Annotated in this window: 13 protein-coding genes; 3 read left to right on the top strand and 10 right to left on the bottom strand. The window is 68.9% G+C overall.

Annotated elements, in window-relative coordinates; all coding sequences use genetic code 11:
• Positions 1 to 162: 162 nt before the first annotated feature.
• Entirely contained in the window at positions 163 to 1272 is a 1110-nt protein-coding gene (locus CEG14_RS02550; RefSeq protein WP_094824773.1) for a porin, read from the bottom strand.
• A gap of 266 nt (positions 1273 to 1538) precedes the next feature.
• Positions 1539 to 1895 (bottom strand): DUF4148 domain-containing protein, encoded by a 357-nt coding sequence (locus CEG14_RS02545; RefSeq protein WP_094824772.1) that lies wholly within the window; start codon positions 1893 to 1895, stop codon positions 1539 to 1541.
• 383 nt (positions 1896 to 2278) lie between these two features.
• On the opposite strand from CEG14_RS02545, the gene CEG14_RS02540 reads away from it, so the two are divergent.
• Positions 2279 to 3178, top strand: coding sequence for a LysR family transcriptional regulator (locus CEG14_RS02540; protein ID WP_094824771.1), 900 nt, complete (start codon positions 2279 to 2281; stop codon positions 3176 to 3178).
• A 63-nt stretch (positions 3179 to 3241) separates the two neighbouring features.
• On the opposite strand, the gene CEG14_RS02535 is transcribed toward CEG14_RS02540, so the two are convergent.
• From CEG14_RS02535 to purT, 8 genes are all read right to left on the bottom strand, one after another.
• Complete coding sequence (locus CEG14_RS02535; protein ID WP_094824770.1) at positions 3242 to 3790, bottom strand: adenine phosphoribosyltransferase; 549 nt, start codon at positions 3788 to 3790, stop codon at positions 3242 to 3244.
• 54 nt (positions 3791 to 3844) lie between these two features.
• Complete coding sequence (cydC, locus tag CEG14_RS02530; protein ID WP_094824769.1) at positions 3845 to 5536, bottom strand: thiol reductant ABC exporter subunit CydC; 1692 nt, start codon at positions 5534 to 5536, stop codon at positions 3845 to 3847.
• Positions 5533 to 7272 (bottom strand): thiol reductant ABC exporter subunit CydD, encoded by a 1740-nt coding sequence (gene cydD / locus CEG14_RS02525; protein ID WP_094824768.1) that lies wholly within the window; start codon positions 7270 to 7272, stop codon positions 5533 to 5535. Before cydD ends, cydC begins: the two co-directional genes overlap by 4 nt.
• Entirely contained in the window at positions 7269 to 7394 is a 126-nt protein-coding gene (gene cydX / locus CEG14_RS02520) for a cytochrome bd-I oxidase subunit CydX (RefSeq protein WP_094824767.1), read from the bottom strand. Before cydX ends, cydD begins: the two co-directional genes overlap by 4 nt.
• A 15-nt stretch (positions 7395 to 7409) precedes the next feature.
• Positions 7410 to 8561 (bottom strand): cytochrome d ubiquinol oxidase subunit II, encoded by a 1152-nt coding sequence (cydB, locus tag CEG14_RS02515; protein WP_094824766.1) that lies wholly within the window; start codon positions 8559 to 8561, stop codon positions 7410 to 7412.
• A 15-nt stretch (positions 8562 to 8576) separates the two neighbouring features.
• Positions 8577 to 10154, bottom strand: coding sequence for a cytochrome ubiquinol oxidase subunit I (locus CEG14_RS02510; RefSeq protein ID WP_094824765.1), 1578 nt, complete (start codon positions 10152 to 10154; stop codon positions 8577 to 8579).
• Positions 10155 to 10281: 127 nt separating this feature from the next.
• Positions 10282 to 10827, bottom strand: a complete 546-nt coding sequence (locus tag CEG14_RS02505; protein WP_094824764.1) for a GbsR/MarR family transcriptional regulator — start codon at positions 10825 to 10827, stop codon at positions 10282 to 10284.
• A 270-nt stretch (positions 10828 to 11097) separates the two neighbouring features.
• On the bottom strand, positions 11098 to 12315 hold the full coding sequence (gene purT / locus CEG14_RS02500; RefSeq protein ID WP_094824763.1) for a formate-dependent phosphoribosylglycinamide formyltransferase: 1218 nt from the start codon (positions 12313 to 12315) through the stop codon (positions 11098 to 11100).
• A gap of 185 nt (positions 12316 to 12500) precedes the next feature.
• Between purT and CEG14_RS02495 the strand changes: the two genes are divergently transcribed.
• On the top strand, positions 12501 to 13487 hold the full coding sequence (locus tag CEG14_RS02495) for a KpsF/GutQ family sugar-phosphate isomerase (RefSeq protein WP_094824762.1): 987 nt from the start codon (positions 12501 to 12503) through the stop codon (positions 13485 to 13487).
• The gene (locus CEG14_RS02490) at positions 13484 to 14092 is read left to right on the top strand and encodes a KdsC family phosphatase (RefSeq protein ID WP_179280525.1); all 609 of its coding nucleotides are present in this window, start codon (positions 13484 to 13486) and stop codon (positions 14090 to 14092) included. The genes CEG14_RS02495 and CEG14_RS02490 overlap by 4 nt, the downstream gene beginning before the upstream one ends.
• Positions 14093 to 14112: the final 20 nt, after the last annotated feature.

The raw sequence follows: 14112 nt of genomic DNA, 5'->3' as shown, positions 1-14112 counted from the left end.
CGCAAAGACCGGCCGCACAAAATGAGAGGGCCTCCTTGCGGAGGCCCTGCTCTTTCCACGCTTCAATCGCGCCTGGGGCAAAACTGGGGGGGTTCGATGTCACTCAAAGCGGTCTACGGAGATAGCCCGCGAATCCAGGGTTAAACCAGGCGCGATCGTTGCTTAGAACCGGTGACGCAGGCCGACTGCGACAGCCGTGTCCCGAGCATCGTGCTGGAACGCGTAGTTGTCGCCGTAGGAGGCGTAGGCGTACAGGTTGGTACGCTTGGACAGATCGTAGGTGTAGCCCAGGCTGTACACGTTGAACGTGGCGTCGTCGCCCGTCAGCTTGTCGTTGTTGGGCGTGGCACGCTGCCACGAACCGAACACGGCGTGACGGCCGAGCGGCACGGTGGCGCCGATCATGTACGAGTTGGCGCGGAAGCCGTCGGCGGTCTTGAAGGTGCCGAGCTTCTGCATGCCATCGGGCGTGGTGCCCATGTTCTGGCCGATGAACCAGCCGTCGCGGGTCTGACCGAAGGCGGCAGCGAGCTTCACCACTTCGAAGTCATAGGTGCCGCCCAGGGCGTACGACTGGATGCTGGTGGTTTCGTTGGCGTCGGCGCGGCCGTTGCTGGGGTTCAGGCGGTCGTACATCAGCGCGACATTGACCGGGCCGTTGGCGTATTGCAGGCCAGCGGTGATTTCGCGGTTGTTGTCGTTGGTCTGGAAGCCGGTGTTGCCGTCCTGCAGCGTGTCGTCAGCGCTGAACGAGTAGCCCACGCCGAACTTGAAGCCGCTCAGGTTCGGGGTTTGATACAGGACCATGTTGTCCAGGCGCATCGTGTTGGCGGCGCTGAACGTGGTGCCGATGTTGGCGGTGTTGTAGCTGATCGAGAACGGATCGATCTGGCCCATGAACTTGCTGGCCATGTTGGTCTGACGACCGAATTCCAGGCGGCCCCAGCTGTCGCTGTCCAGACCGACGGTGGCTTGACGACCGAACAGGCGGCCGCCTTGCAGCGAGTTGCCGTTGAGCGGGCCGAAGCCGGCTTCCAGCGTGAAGACGGCGCGCAGGCCGTCGCCCAGGTCTTCCGAACCGCGCATGCCGAAGCGCGAACCGCTGCTCACGCCCTGGACGGCGCCGACGCGGCTCTGCTTGTCGCCCTTGAATTTGACTTGCTCGTAACCGATACCGGCGTCGATCAGGCCGTACAGCGTGACCGAGTCGGCTGCCTGTGCCGCGCCGGCGAAGCCAGCAAGCAGCGCCATGGCCAATAGCGTCTTTTTCATGTTTCGTTTTCCCAATGCGGATGACTGAACAGGCTTGTGCGCGTCGCGCCGTTTCCAGCGCCTGGGCCGCCGCATCGGCTCCGGCACACACAGATCGAAGTGTCTGCGCAGGCCGGACCCGGAGTAACCCTGAATTTTGATAACACCTTTCCATCGATGGAAAGATGATTCAAAACATTCCACTTTCATTGCTCAGTTGGAATGGCGCCAAATACAGTGTTTTCATAGGGAAAACGCCCCGGCGCAGGGGCCGATACGACAGGGCTTCAGTTGCCCGCGGGCGGGTAGTCCAGCTCGCCGAACGTGACCTGGCCGGCGGCCTTCGCCTGTTGTAATTCCGCACGGACCTGCTCGCGCGTCTTGCCGGCGGCGGGCGCCGCGGCGGGCGCAGCAGCCGGGGCAGCGGCGGGCGCAGCGGCGGCCGGCGTGGCGGCGGCGCGGGTCGAGTCGGTGGTGAGCGGCGCGGCGGGCGGATAGTCGAGCTCGCCAAAGGTGACGCGACCGGCGGCCTTGGCATCGCGCAGTTCGGCCTGGACCTGTTCGCGGGTCTTGCCTTCGGCGTGGGCGGCGGACATGCCGGCAACGGTCAGGGCGGCGAGTGCGGCGGCTAGGTACGGTTTCATTGATCTTCTCCCTCTTCGACCGCGCCCGGCGCCCCTCGGCGCCTCGGGTTCGCGGCGTGCGGTGAGTATCCCGCCAGCGCGACCTAGTAAAAACCCTGAATATGGTTATATCTCTTCCACCAGTGGAACAATAAATCAGAATACTGTCAGTTCCCGCCAAATATCATATAGGCGACGCCACATGGCCAGGTCCGGGCCTGCCGGCCCGCACGGTTTGGCCGCACGGGCCGGGGTTTCCGCCCTTATCATGGGCGGCCCGCGGGCGCCGCGCGACCGGTGCGCCGGAACGAGCGCGGGCGCCCTGCGCCCCAGACGACGACCGGCCCGCCCTCGCGCGCATCGCGACGCGCCGGGCCGGCTCGCAGCAAGACCAGAGAAAAATCATGGATATCCAGCTCAATGACATTGCGCTGTTCGTCGAGGTGGCCAAGCGCAAGAACTTCAGCCACGCCGCCGATGCGCTGAACATCCCCACCTCCACGCTGTCGCGCCGCGTCAGCGAGCTCGAGCGCAACATCGGCATGAAGCTGCTCAATCGCAGCACGCGCCGCATCGACCTGACCGAGGCGGGCGCGGTGTACTTCGAGCGCTGCCGTCACATCGTGGAGGAAGCGCGCGTCGCCCACGAGCAGCTGCAGGACATGGCGGCCCAGCCCAAGGGCCGGCTGCGCATCTCGATGCCGACCAGCCTGGCGCAGCTCTTCCTGCCCATCGTGATCCGCGAATTCCGCCAGCAGTATCCGGACATCGAATGCGATTTCGACCTGAGCCTGCGGCCCATCGACCCGATCAGCAATCCCTTCGACCTGGTGCTGCGCTTCGGCCAGCAGCCCGATTCCAGCCTGGTGGCCAAGCAGATCGTGCTGATGACGCAGCAGCTCTACGCCTCGCCGCAATACCTGGAGCTGCACGGCGCGCCGCGCACGCCGGCCGACCTGGGTCACCACGAGTGCCTGCGCCCGGCCATGAGCGAGGCTTTCTCCTACTGGGTGCTGCACTCGGGCGAAAAGGTGGAGCGCGTGCAGGTCACCGGCCGCCTGGCCGCCAACAACGTCGGCATGCTGGGCCGCCTCGCCAGCCATGGCATGGGCATCACGCCGCTGCTGGTGTTCGATGCGATGGAGCGCGCGATCGCGCAAAGCGGCCTGGTGCGGGTGCTGCCCGAATGGAGCCTCACGCCGATGCCGCTGTTCGCGCTGCTGCCCTCGCGCCGCATCCCGGCCAAGACGCGCGCGTTCCTCGACTTCATCCAGCCGCGCCTGAACGAAGCCGAAGCCGCGTGAGCGCGGATGCCGCAAACAAAAAGGACGGCCTCGGCCGTCCTTTTGCATGGGCGCCGCGCGCGCCTATTCGGTGGCGTCGAAGCCGCAGACCGTGAAGAGCGGCGTGCCGGTCGACTTGATCTGGGCCGAGCCGCCCAGATGCGGCAGGTCGATCACCGCGGCCGCCTCGACCACGTTGGCGCCCAGGCGCTGCAACAGCTTGATCGCGGCGACCATGGTGCCGCCGGTGGCGACGAGGTCGTCGATCAGCAGCACGCGCTGGCCGGTGCGCACCGCGTCGGTGTGCATCTCGACCGTGGCATTGCCGTACTCCAGCGAATACTCCTCGGCCACGGTGCGGAACGGCAGCTTGCCCTTCTTGCGCACCGGCACGAAACCGAGGTTGAGCTCGTAGGCCAGCACGCTGCCCAGGATGAAGCCGCGCGCGTCCACGCCCGCCACGAGATCGAGGCGCTGGCGCATGTAGCGATAAACGAAGAGATCGATGAGCACGCGGAACGTGCGGGGATCCTGGAGCACCGGGGTGATGTCGCGGAAAGTCACGCCGGCGGTGGGCCAGTCGGGGACGCTGCGGATGGTGCGCCGGATGAATTCGGCGGATTCGTTCTGCATTGGGTCCGTCCCGCAAGAAATCGAGCAAGGCGCACTATAACCGGGCTCACCCGCTTAAGCCAGCGCCGAGTCCACCGCGAGACGCGGCGCGCCCGCCTGCATGCGATACACGCGATCGACCGCGCCCGCCGGCAGGGCGGCATGGGTTGCGAGCACAACGGTACGCCCCTCGGTGGCGCGTGCCAGGTCGGCCAGGAACGCGGCTTCGGTGGGGCCGTCGAGCCCGGCCGTGGGCTCGTCCAGCAGCAGCACCTGCGCCGGCGACAGCAGCGCGCGCGCCAGGCACAGACGCCGCGCCTGGCCCACCGACAGACCGGCGCCGCCCTCGCCCACCCAGGTGTCGAGCCCTTGCGGCAGACCGCGCACGAAGTCGCCCAGCCGCGCCCGGTCCAGCATCGCCATCAGGCGCTCGTCGCTCGCATCCGGCGCGCCGATCAGCAGGTTGGTGCGCAGCGTGCCGATGAACACCGGCGCATCCTGCGACAGCAGCGCGATGCGGCGATGCACGTCGGCCTGGGCGCAATCGCGCAGGGCGACGCCGCCATACGTGATGCTGCCGCGCTGCGGATCCTCCATGCGCAGCAGCAGCGCCAGCAGGGTCGACTTGCCCGAGCCGCTCGGCCCGGCGATCGCCACGCGCGCGCCCGGCTCGATCGTCAATGACACGTCATGGAGCAGCCGCGCCTGCTGCGTGTCGCCCTCGCGCGCGGGATAGGCGAAGGCCACGTCGCGCGCCACCAGCAGGCCGGATTCGGGCAGGGCCTGTGGCTCGAGCGGATCGCGCAGGTCGGGCTCGCGCTCGACGATGGCGGCGATGCGGCCGGCCGCCGCGCGCGCACCGCCCAGCCGCGCCGCGCCGCGCATGATCGGGCCGGCGATCTCGAACACGCCGAGCGTGGCCAGCACCAGGCCCGCCATCAGCGGCCCCGACAAGGTCCCCGCCGCCACGGCGGGGATGCCGAACCACAGCACCGCGACCATCGCGAGGCCGGCGCAGGCCTGCACCAGCCAGAGCCCGCGCGCGGCCACCCGCGCCTGCACGCCGCGCGCCTGGGCCAGGCCCGCGCACGCCGTGTCGAACTGGGCGCAGACGCGCGCCTGCGCGTTGTGCGCGGTGATGTCGCCATGGCCCTCGACCGCGTCGATCACGGCGCTGCGCAGCGCCGCCGCCTCGGTCTGCGCCTGGCTGCCGGCGCGGCGCGCGGCGCGCGCCAGGGCCCACGGCACCAGCAGGCATGCCACCAGCAGGGCCGCGCCGAGCGCCAGGCCCGCCGCGGGAATCCAGTAGCCCAGCACGGTGCACAGGATGGCGCCGCCCAGCACGGCCGTCGCCACCGGCGCCAGCACGAACAGGAACACCGTGTCGAGCGCGTCGACGTCGCCGGTCAGGCGCGCGACCAGGTCGCCCGCGCGATAGCGTGCCAGCTGGCGCGGCGTGAGCCGCACCAGGGCGTTGAACACCGTGCCGCGCAGGTCGGCCAGCAGGCGCAGCGTCGTGGCATGGCCGGCGAGCCGCTCGGCGTAGCGCGAGCAGATGCGGATGAACGACAGGCCGCGCACCAGCGACGAGGGCACGAACAGATTGAACATGGCGCCCGCGCCCGCCAGGGCGGCGCCGGTGAGGAACCAGCCCGACACGCCCAGCAGCGCCACGCCGGCGGCCAAGGTGAGCAAGGACAGGAACAGCGCCAGCGCGAGCCCGCCCTTGCGCCGGCCATACACGCGCCACAGCAGCGAGCGCTTCATGACGAGACCTCCATGCGGCCGTCGCGCAGCCGCCAGACGGCGGGCAGGCGCTGCGCCACCGCCTCGGCGTGGGTCGAGAGAATCAGCGTGCGGCCCGCTGCGAATGCCAGCACCGCATCGAGCACGCGCGCCTGCGTCGCGGCGTCGAGATGCGCGGTGGGCTCGTCGAGCAGGATCAGGTCCGGGTCGCGCAGGAACAGCCGCGCCAGCGCCAGCCGTTGCGCCTGTCCGCCGGACAGGCCATGGCCGCGGCTGTCGAGCGGCGTGTCCAGGCCGCGCGGCAGCGCCTCGGCAAAGTCCATCACCCCGGCAAGGCGGGCGGCCTCGGCCACCTCGGCGTCGGCGGCCTCGGGGCGCGCCAGCCGGATGTTGTCGGCCAGCGTGCCGGCCATGAGGTAGGGCTTCTGCCCGATCACGGCCACGCGCTCGTGCAGGCGGCGCGCGTCCCATTGCGCGAGCGGCACGCCGCCCAGCAGCACGTCGCCGCCGGCGCTGCGCAGCCCCGCGATGGCCTCGAGCAGCGTGGTCTTGCCCGCGCCGCTCTCGCCCATCAACGCCACCTGCGCGCCCGCGCGCAGGTCGAGATCGAGTCCGGCCAGCACCGGCGCACGGCGTCCGGGCGCCAACACCTCGAGCTGGCGCAACCGCAGCGACAGCGCACCGGCGGGCGGCTCGCGCGTGGCGTGGGCCGGCGCCGCGTCGTCCGGCGGCAGGCCGTCGAACACCTGCGCCAGCTGCGCCACCGCGGCGCGCGCGGCGCCGCGGTCGTGATAGTGCGCGGCGAACTGGCGCAGCGGCGCGTAGACCTCCGGCGCCATCAGCAGACAGAAGAAGCCGGCCGACAGTGTCAGCGGCACGCTGCGCACGTCGAGATAGCCGAGATAGGTGAGGCCGATGTACACGGCCACGCCGGCCACGCCGAGCGCGGCGAAGAATTCCAGCACCGCCGAGGACAGGAACGCGATGCGCAGCACCGAGAGCGTGCGACGCCGCACGCCCTCGCTGGCCGCCACCACGCTGTCGGCCTCGGCCTGCGCCCGGCCGAACAGCTTGAGCGTGGCCAGCCCGCGCAGGCGGTCGGCAAAGAAACCGGACAGGCGCGCCAGCGCCTGCATGTGACGGCGGCTGGCGGCTTCCGCGCCCCAGCCCACCAGCGCCATGAACACCGGAATCAGCGGCGCCGTGACGAGCAGCAGCAGGCCGGACACCACGTCCGACGGCAGCACCACCACGGCGAACGCCACGGGCAGCACGGCGGCCGCGCCCATGGCGGGAAGATACTTGGCGAAGAAGCCGTCGAAGGCTTCGACCTGGTCGACCACGGCGCTCGCGAGCTCGCCCGAGGGCCGCGTACGCGACCATTGCGGGCCCTGCGCCAGCAGGTGACCAAACAGTTGCAGGCGCAACTGATGCTTGATGCGTTCGGCGGCGAGCGCGCCGGCGCGCTCGCCCAGCCAGGCCAGGCAGGCGCGCGCCAGCACCAGCAGCACGATGCCGATGATGGCGGGCGCCAGGTCGGCGCGCGCGGCGCCGCCCACGATGGCGCGGTCCAGCACGCCGGCCAGCAGCCAGGCCTGCCACACCAGCAACACGCCGGACACCAGCGGCGCGGCGGCCGCCAGGCCCAGCGGCACCCGGGCCAGCCGCGCCCGCGTCATCATCCAGCGCGATTGCTCGCGCGGAAGCTTCAGCAGCGTGGCGGCCGGATCATGCTCGACGCCGGAAGGACTGCTCACTCTTCGGCCGGCGTCTTGAACGGGTCGTGCTCATGCCCTTCGCGCAGCTCGAACCACATTGCATTGAGAATGGCGAAGGCGCAGGCCAGGCCCAGGCCGAGAATCCACGAGAAATACCACATGACCGGGCTCCTTGATCAGTACGAGTTGGGCGTGCCGGTGACGCTGTCGGTGGTCACCTTGCCGCGCATCACGCGATACACCCAGGCGGTGTAGAGCGTGACGATGGGCAGGAAGATCGCGGTGGCGAGCAGCATGATCCACAGGGTCAGCAGGCTCGACGAGGCGTCCCAGATGGTCAGGCCGGCCGAGGGGTTGCTCGACGAAGGCATGATGAACGGGAACAGCGCGAAGCCCACCGTGAGGATCACGCCGGCGATGCTCGCCGACGAGGCCAGGAACGACAGCACGTTGGCGCGCATTGCCAGCAGCACGAAGGTCAGCAGCGCGCCGCCCACGCCCAGCACCGGCGCGATCCACATCAGCGGCCAGCGGGCGAAGTTGAGCAGCCAGCCGCCTTCGCGCAGTTCCACCGTCTTGGCCAGCGGGCTGACCAGGGCGTTGGTGACGGCGCCGCCGGTGATGACGTGGCCATTCAGGTGCGCGACCCAGAAGCCGCCCGCCGTGAACAACGCGGCGGTCAGCAGCGCGGCCACCTGGCCCCACTTGCGGGCGCGGCCCGACACCGGATCGCCGGTGCGCCAGGCCAGCAGCACGGCGCCGTGCATCGCCAGCATCACCACGCTGAGCACGCCGGCCAGCAGCGCGAACGGCATGAAGAGCTGGAAGAAGTGGCCGCTGTACATCGGCCGCAGCGATTCGGGATCGAAGCCGTGCGGCACGCCGAGGATGATGTTGCCCATGGCGACGCCGAACACCAGCGAGGCCACCACGCCGCAGAAGCACAGCACGTAGTCCCAGTTGCTGCGCCAGCGCGTCGACTCCATCTTGCTGCGGTACTTGAACGCGACCGGACGCAGGATGAGCGCCACCAGCACCAGCATCATCGCCAGGTAGAAGCCCGAGAACGAGGCGGCGTAGAGCAGCGGCCAGGCGGCGAAGATCGCGCCGCCGGCGGTGATGAGCCAGACCTGGTTGCCTTCCCACACCGGGCCGACCACGTTGATGACGACGCGGCGTTCCGCGTCGGTCTTGGCGACCACCGGCAGCAGCGCGGCCACGCCGAGGTCGAAGCCGTCCATCACGGCGAAGCCGACCAGCAGGGCGCCGAGCAGCACCCACCAGATCACGCGCAGGGTTTCGAGGTCGAGGGGAATCAAGGTATCCATCTATAGTCTCCCGGCTCAGGCCGCGTCGACGGCATGCACCGCGTCGGCACGGGGGTTGGTCGGCGTCAGCGGGCTGTCGGATTTGGGACCCGCCTTGATCGCATGCAGCATCACCTTGACGCCGATGATGAGCAGCACCGTGTACAGCACCAGGAAGATGCCCAGGCTCACCGCCAGGTCGACCAGGGTCAGGCCCGATGCGGCGTAGTAGGTCGGCAGCACGCCTTCGATCACCCACGGCTGGCGGCCATATTCGGCCACGAACCAGCCGCACTCGATCGCGATCCACGGCAGCGGCAGGCTCCACACCGCAATCTTGAGGAAGCGCGGACACGAGGCCAGCTTGCCGCGCGACGACAGGTAGAACGCCACCGCGAAGAACGCGATCAGGTAGATGCCCACGGCGACCATGATGCGGAAGGTCCAGAACAGCGGCGCCACGGTCGGGATCGTGTCGATCGCCGCGCGCTTGATGTCTTCTTCCGTGGCCTTGGACAGGTCAGGCGAGTAGCGCTTGACCAGCAGCGCGTAGCCCAGGTCCTGCCAGGTCTTCTCGAACAGCAGCCGTGCCTCGGCGTCCTTGGGATTGGCGCGGATGCGTTGCAGCGCGGCGTCGGCCGTGATGCCCTCGCGGATGCGCTGCTCGGCGCGCCGCACCAGGTCGTCGATGCCCAGCATCGGCGTGGTGAGCGAACGCGTGCCGATCAGGCCCATCACGTACGGGATCTCGATGGCGAAGTCGTTCTTGCGCTCGGCCTGGTTGGGAATCGCGAACAGGTTGAAGCTGGCGGGCGCGGGCTCGGTGTGCCACATGGCTTCCATGGCCGCGATCTTCATCTTCTGGTGTTCGGTGGTGAGGTAGCCGCTCTCGTCGCCGAGCACCACGACCGACAGCGCGCCGGCCAGGCCGAAGCTCGCGGCCACGGCCATCGAGCGCTTGGCCAGGTCGATGTGGCGGCCGCGCAGCAGGTACCAGGCGCTGATGGCCATCACGAACATGGCGCCGGTGGTGTAGCCCGCGCTCACGGTGTGCACGAACTTGGCTTGGGCGACCGGGTTCAGGATGACGGCCGCGAAGTCGGTCATCTCCATGCGCATTGTGTCGGGGTTGAAGATGGCGCCGACCGGGTTCTGCATCCAGCCGTTGGCGATCAGGATCCACAGGGCGGAGAGGTTGGTGCCCAGGGCCACCAGCCAGGTCACCACCAGGTGGCTGATCTTCGACATGCGGTTCCAGCCGAAGAAGAACAGGCCCACGAAGGTGGCTTCGAGGAAGAACGCCATCAGGCCTTCGAGCGCGAGCGGCGCGCCGAAGATGTCGCCCACGTAGTGGCTGTAGTACGACCAGTTCATGCCGAACTGGAACTCCATCACCACGCCGGTGGCCACGCCCAGGGCGAAGTTGATGCCGAACAGCGTGCCCCAGAACATCGTCATCTTTTTCCAGATGGCGCGACCGGTCATGACATACACGCTCTCCATGATGGCCAGCATGAACGACAGGCCGAGCGTGAGGGGGACGAACAGGAAGTGGTACAGGGCCGTGGCGGCAAACTGGAACCGCGACAGGTTGACGACATCGAGGTCAATCATGGGTACGCTCCCGGACGGTTGAGGGCGCGGAGCGACCGACATGGCCCCCCGGCTCGCTCGTCGGCCATGATACGGTCGGTTGATGCAACTTCATAGCAATGTTCCCGAATATGCGCGGTGAATGAGTTCAGTCTTTGCCGCGCAGCTTCCCGGCGAAGTCGAGCACGCGCTGCACCCGCGAACCCAGCTTCATCAGGTTCTGCAGGGTTTGCGGGGGCAGTCGGTGTACCTCATCGAACCAGCCGGTCGAGAGTTCGATGAGTTCGAGCATTTCGTCCATGCGCTGCTGCGCATAGGCTTCGTTGGCGTCGGCGGGCGGCGCCAGCAGGGTGTCGCGCAGCAGGGTCATCGTGGGATCGATTTCCCGCTTGCGCTTCTCTTCCATGAGGATGCGGAAGATCTCCCAGACGTCCTTCGGCGTTTCGAAGTAGTCGCGCCGGTCGCCCACCTGGTGCACCAGTTTCACCAGCCGCCACGACTGCAGCTCCTTGAGCCCCATGCTGACGTTGGAGCGCGAGAAGCCGAGGGTCTCGGCGATGTGATCGGCGTGCAGGGGGTCGGGCGACAGGAACAACAGGGCGTAGATCTGACCGACGGTGCGGTTCACGCCCCATCGGCTACCCATTTCGCCGAAATGCAGGACAAAGCGTTCAATCTGGGGGGAGAGCGGCACGGCAGCTTCTTGTTACGTTGACTTCAGTAATTTCTGAAATTATCGAAGCTACTGGAATAAAAGGCAACAACAGGCTGTCGTTTTTTGCCACGTGCGCGGCGCGCACCCAATGCTCTGGTCGAAATTGTCGCCGTGACCTGCGTCAAAAAGACGACGGGCCGGCCCGCTCCTTTGATCTGGAACAAGCCGGCCCGTTAACGGCCGTACGTTCGTTACACCAGCGCATCAGTCCGATGACGCGGATGCCCCGAAAAAGGCGAATCACGCCATTCAGGCGCCCTTCACGCTGATCGCGCCCGACACGCGCAGCGCCTTGGCGCGCGCCTCGTCGACGGTCTCGGCGGTGGCCAGGCCCACGCCCATGCGGCGCTTGGTGAAGGCTTCGGGCTTGCCGAACAGGCGCACGTCGGTGCCCGGCTCGGCCAGCGCTTCGGCCACGCCGTGGAACGTGACGCCGCGGCCGTCGAGGCCGCCGTAGATCACGCTGCTGGCGCCGGGCTGGCGCAGGCCGGTGTCGACCGGCAGGCCCAGCAGCGCGCGGGCGTGCAGCTCGAATTCGTTCTGCGCCTGCGTGATCATGGTGACCATGCCGGTGTCGTGCGGACGCGGGCTGACTTCGGAGAACCACACCTGGTCGCCGGCCACGAACAGCTCCACGCCGAAGATGCCGAGGCCGCCGAGGTCGCCGGTCACGGCCAGCGCGATCTCGCGCGAGCGTTCCAGCGCCTTGGCCGACATCGGATGCGGCTGCCAGCTTTCGACGTAGTCGCCGTCGACCTGCTTGTGGCCGATGGGCTCGCAGAAGCGCGTTTCGATGGTGCCGTCGGCGCCACGGGCGCGCACGGTCAGCAGCGTGATCTCGTAATCGAACTTGATGAAGCCTTCGACGATGGCGCGGCCGCCGCCGACCCGGCCGCCTTCCTGGGCGTAGCGCCAGGCCTGGGCCACGCCGGCCGCGTCGCGGATCACCGACTGGCCCTTGCCCGACGACGACATGACCGGCTTGATCACGCAGGGATAGCCGATGCCGCCGTCGATGGCCGCGCGCAGCTCGGCCTCGGTGTCGACGAACCGGTAGGGCGAGGTCGGCAGGCCGAGCTTCTCGGCGGCCAGTCGGCGGATGCCTTCGCGGTTCATGGTGAGCTGGGCGGCGCGCGCGGTGGGCGTGCAGCGCACGGCGCCGGCGGCCTCGAGCTCGACCAGCAGATCGGTGGCGATGGCCTCGATCTCCGGCACGATCACATGCGGCTGCTCCTCCTCGATCACCTTGCGCAGCGCCTGCGCATCGGTCATGGAGACCACGTGGGCGCGGTGCGCCACCTGGTGGCCCGGCGCGTCGGCGTAACGGTCGACCGCGATCACCTCGACGCCCAGGCGCTGCAGGGCGATGATGACCTCCTTGCCCAGTTCGCCGGAGCCCAGCAGCATGACGCGGGTGGCGGAGGGAGACAGGGGGGTGCCGAGCACCGGCGCGGGGAAGGTAGACATGGAAGGAGCCTGGACGGAATGGCCCGGCCGCGGAACCGCGGGGCCGGATGCAGAAATCGAAAATGGGCAAAAAAGGCCGGGATCCGGCCATGAAAGCGCCGCCAGAATGCCATACGGTCCGGCCAGCGGCAACCTCCGGCGCGGCCGGTGAGGCCCCCGGGCGGCTCTGCGGCTAAAATCCTGCCATGACCGATCATGTCCCCACTTCCGCCGGCGCGCTCGATTCCGCGCACCGGACCCTCCATACCGAGGCGCAAGCCATCCTCGACCTCTCCGCGCGACTCGACGATTCGTTCACGCGCGTGGTCGACATGCTGCTCGCCTGCCGGGGCCGGGTGGTCGTGAGCGGCATCGGCAAGACTGGCCATATCGGGCGCAAGATCGCCGCCACGCTGGCCTCCACCGGCACGCCGGCCTTCTTCATGCACGCCACCGAGGCCGTGCACGGCGACCTGGGCATGATCACCCACGACGACGTCCTGATCGCGATCTCCTATTCGGGCACCGGCGAAGAGCTGCTGACCATCCTGCCCGTGGTGCGCCGCATGGGCGCGGGCCTGGTCGCCATCACCGGCAATCCCGAATCCGAACTGGCCCGGCTCGCCGACGTGCACCTGGACACCAGCGTGGCCCAGGAAGCCTGCCCGCTCAACCTCGCCCCCACCGCCAGCACCACGGCGGCGCTGGCCCTGGGCGATGCGCTGGCCGTGGCCTGCCTCGAGGCGCGCGGCTTCGGTCCCGAAGACTTCGCCCGCTCGCACCCGGGCGGCGCGCTCGGCCGCCGCCTGCTCACCCACGTGCGCGACGTGATGCGCAGCGGCCCCGCCCTGCCCACCGTGCCGGCCGACGCGCCGCTGTTCCGCGCGCTCGAGGAGATCTCGGCCAAGGGCATGGGCATGACCGCCGTGCTCGACGCCGACGGCCGGCCGCTGGGCATCTTCACCGACGGCGACCTGCGCCGCCTGATCGAACGCGAGGGCGATATCCGCGGCCTGACCGTGGCGCAGGGCATGACGCGCCATCCCCGCACCATCTCCCCCGACGCGCTGGCCGTGCAAGCGGCCCAGCTGATGGACGAACGCCGGCTCAACCAGATGCTGGTCCTCGACAACGAAGGCCGCCTGGTCGGCGCCCTGCACATGCATGATCTGATGGCAGCCAAAGTGGTATGAACATGACGCCTCCTCCCAGCATTGCCCACCCCGCCGAAGCCCTGGTCCTGGCCCGCATCACCCCCGGGGTGCGCGAACGCGCTGCCGCCGTCCGGTTGATGGTGTTCGACGTCGATGGCGTGCTGACCGATGGCAGCCTCTACTACGGCGAGCATGGCGAGATGTTCAAGCGTTTCCACGCGCTCGACGGCCACGGGCTGCGCCTGCTGATGGAAGGCGGTCTCAAGGTCGCGCTCATCACCGGCCGCTCGGGCCCGATCGTGGACCGCCGCGCGGCCGAGCTGGGCATCGCCGACGTGCAGCAGGGCGTGCGCGACAAGGCCAGCGCCCTGGCTGAACTTGCGCAGCGCCACGGCGTCCAACTGAATCAGACGGGCTATATGGGCGATGATGTCATCGACCTGCCCGCCATGCAGCGCGCCGGCTTCGCGGCCAGCGTGCCGGGCGCGCCCGGCTACGTGTCGCAGGCCGCGCATTGGATCTCGACCCAGCCGGGCGGCAGCGGCGCCGTGCGCGAATGCTGCGACCTGCTGCTGGCCTCCCAGGGCCGCCTCGGCCATTTCCTGGCCGGCACCACCCTGCTCGGGCCCGGCGCCATCCAATAAAGACAGCGCGCGGCCCTGCC

The sequence above is a fragment of the Bordetella genomosp. 1 genome, from assembly GCF_002261335.1.
Lineage (GTDB): Bacteria > Pseudomonadota > Gammaproteobacteria > Burkholderiales > Burkholderiaceae_B > Bordetella.
Note: the sequence above shows the minus strand (reverse complement) of the source record. Positions and strands in the feature narration are given on the sequence as shown.

Coding starts and splice junctions, on each gene's coding strand:
- purT (WP_094824763.1), bottom strand. CDS start 12,315: ATGTCTACCTTCCCCGCGCCGGTGCTCGGCACCCCCCTGTCTCCCTCC.
- CEG14_RS02550 (WP_094824773.1), bottom strand. CDS start 1,272: ATGAAAAAGACGCTATTGGCCATGGCGCTGCTTGCTGGCTTCGCCGGC.
- CEG14_RS02545 (WP_094824772.1), bottom strand. CDS start 1,895: ATGAAACCGTACCTAGCCGCCGCACTCGCCGCCCTGACCGTTGCCGGC.
- CEG14_RS02540 (WP_094824771.1), top strand. CDS start 2,279: ATGGATATCCAGCTCAATGACATTGCGCTGTTCGTCGAGGTGGCCAAG.
- CEG14_RS02490 (WP_179280525.1), top strand. CDS start 13,484: ATGAACATGACGCCTCCTCCCAGCATTGCCCACCCCGCCGAAGCCCTG.
- CEG14_RS02510 (WP_094824765.1), bottom strand. CDS start 10,154: ATGATTGACCTCGATGTCGTCAACCTGTCGCGGTTCCAGTTTGCCGCC.
- cydC (WP_094824769.1), bottom strand. CDS start 5,536: ATGAAGCGCTCGCTGCTGTGGCGCGTGTATGGCCGGCGCAAGGGCGGG.
- CEG14_RS02535 (WP_094824770.1), bottom strand. CDS start 3,790: ATGCAGAACGAATCCGCCGAATTCATCCGGCGCACCATCCGCAGCGTC.
- cydX (WP_094824767.1), bottom strand. CDS start 7,394: ATGTGGTATTTCTCGTGGATTCTCGGCCTGGGCCTGGCCTGCGCCTTC.
- CEG14_RS02495 (WP_094824762.1), top strand. CDS start 12,501: ATGACCGATCATGTCCCCACTTCCGCCGGCGCGCTCGATTCCGCGCAC.
- cydB (WP_094824766.1), bottom strand. CDS start 8,561: ATGGATACCTTGATTCCCCTCGACCTCGAAACCCTGCGCGTGATCTGG.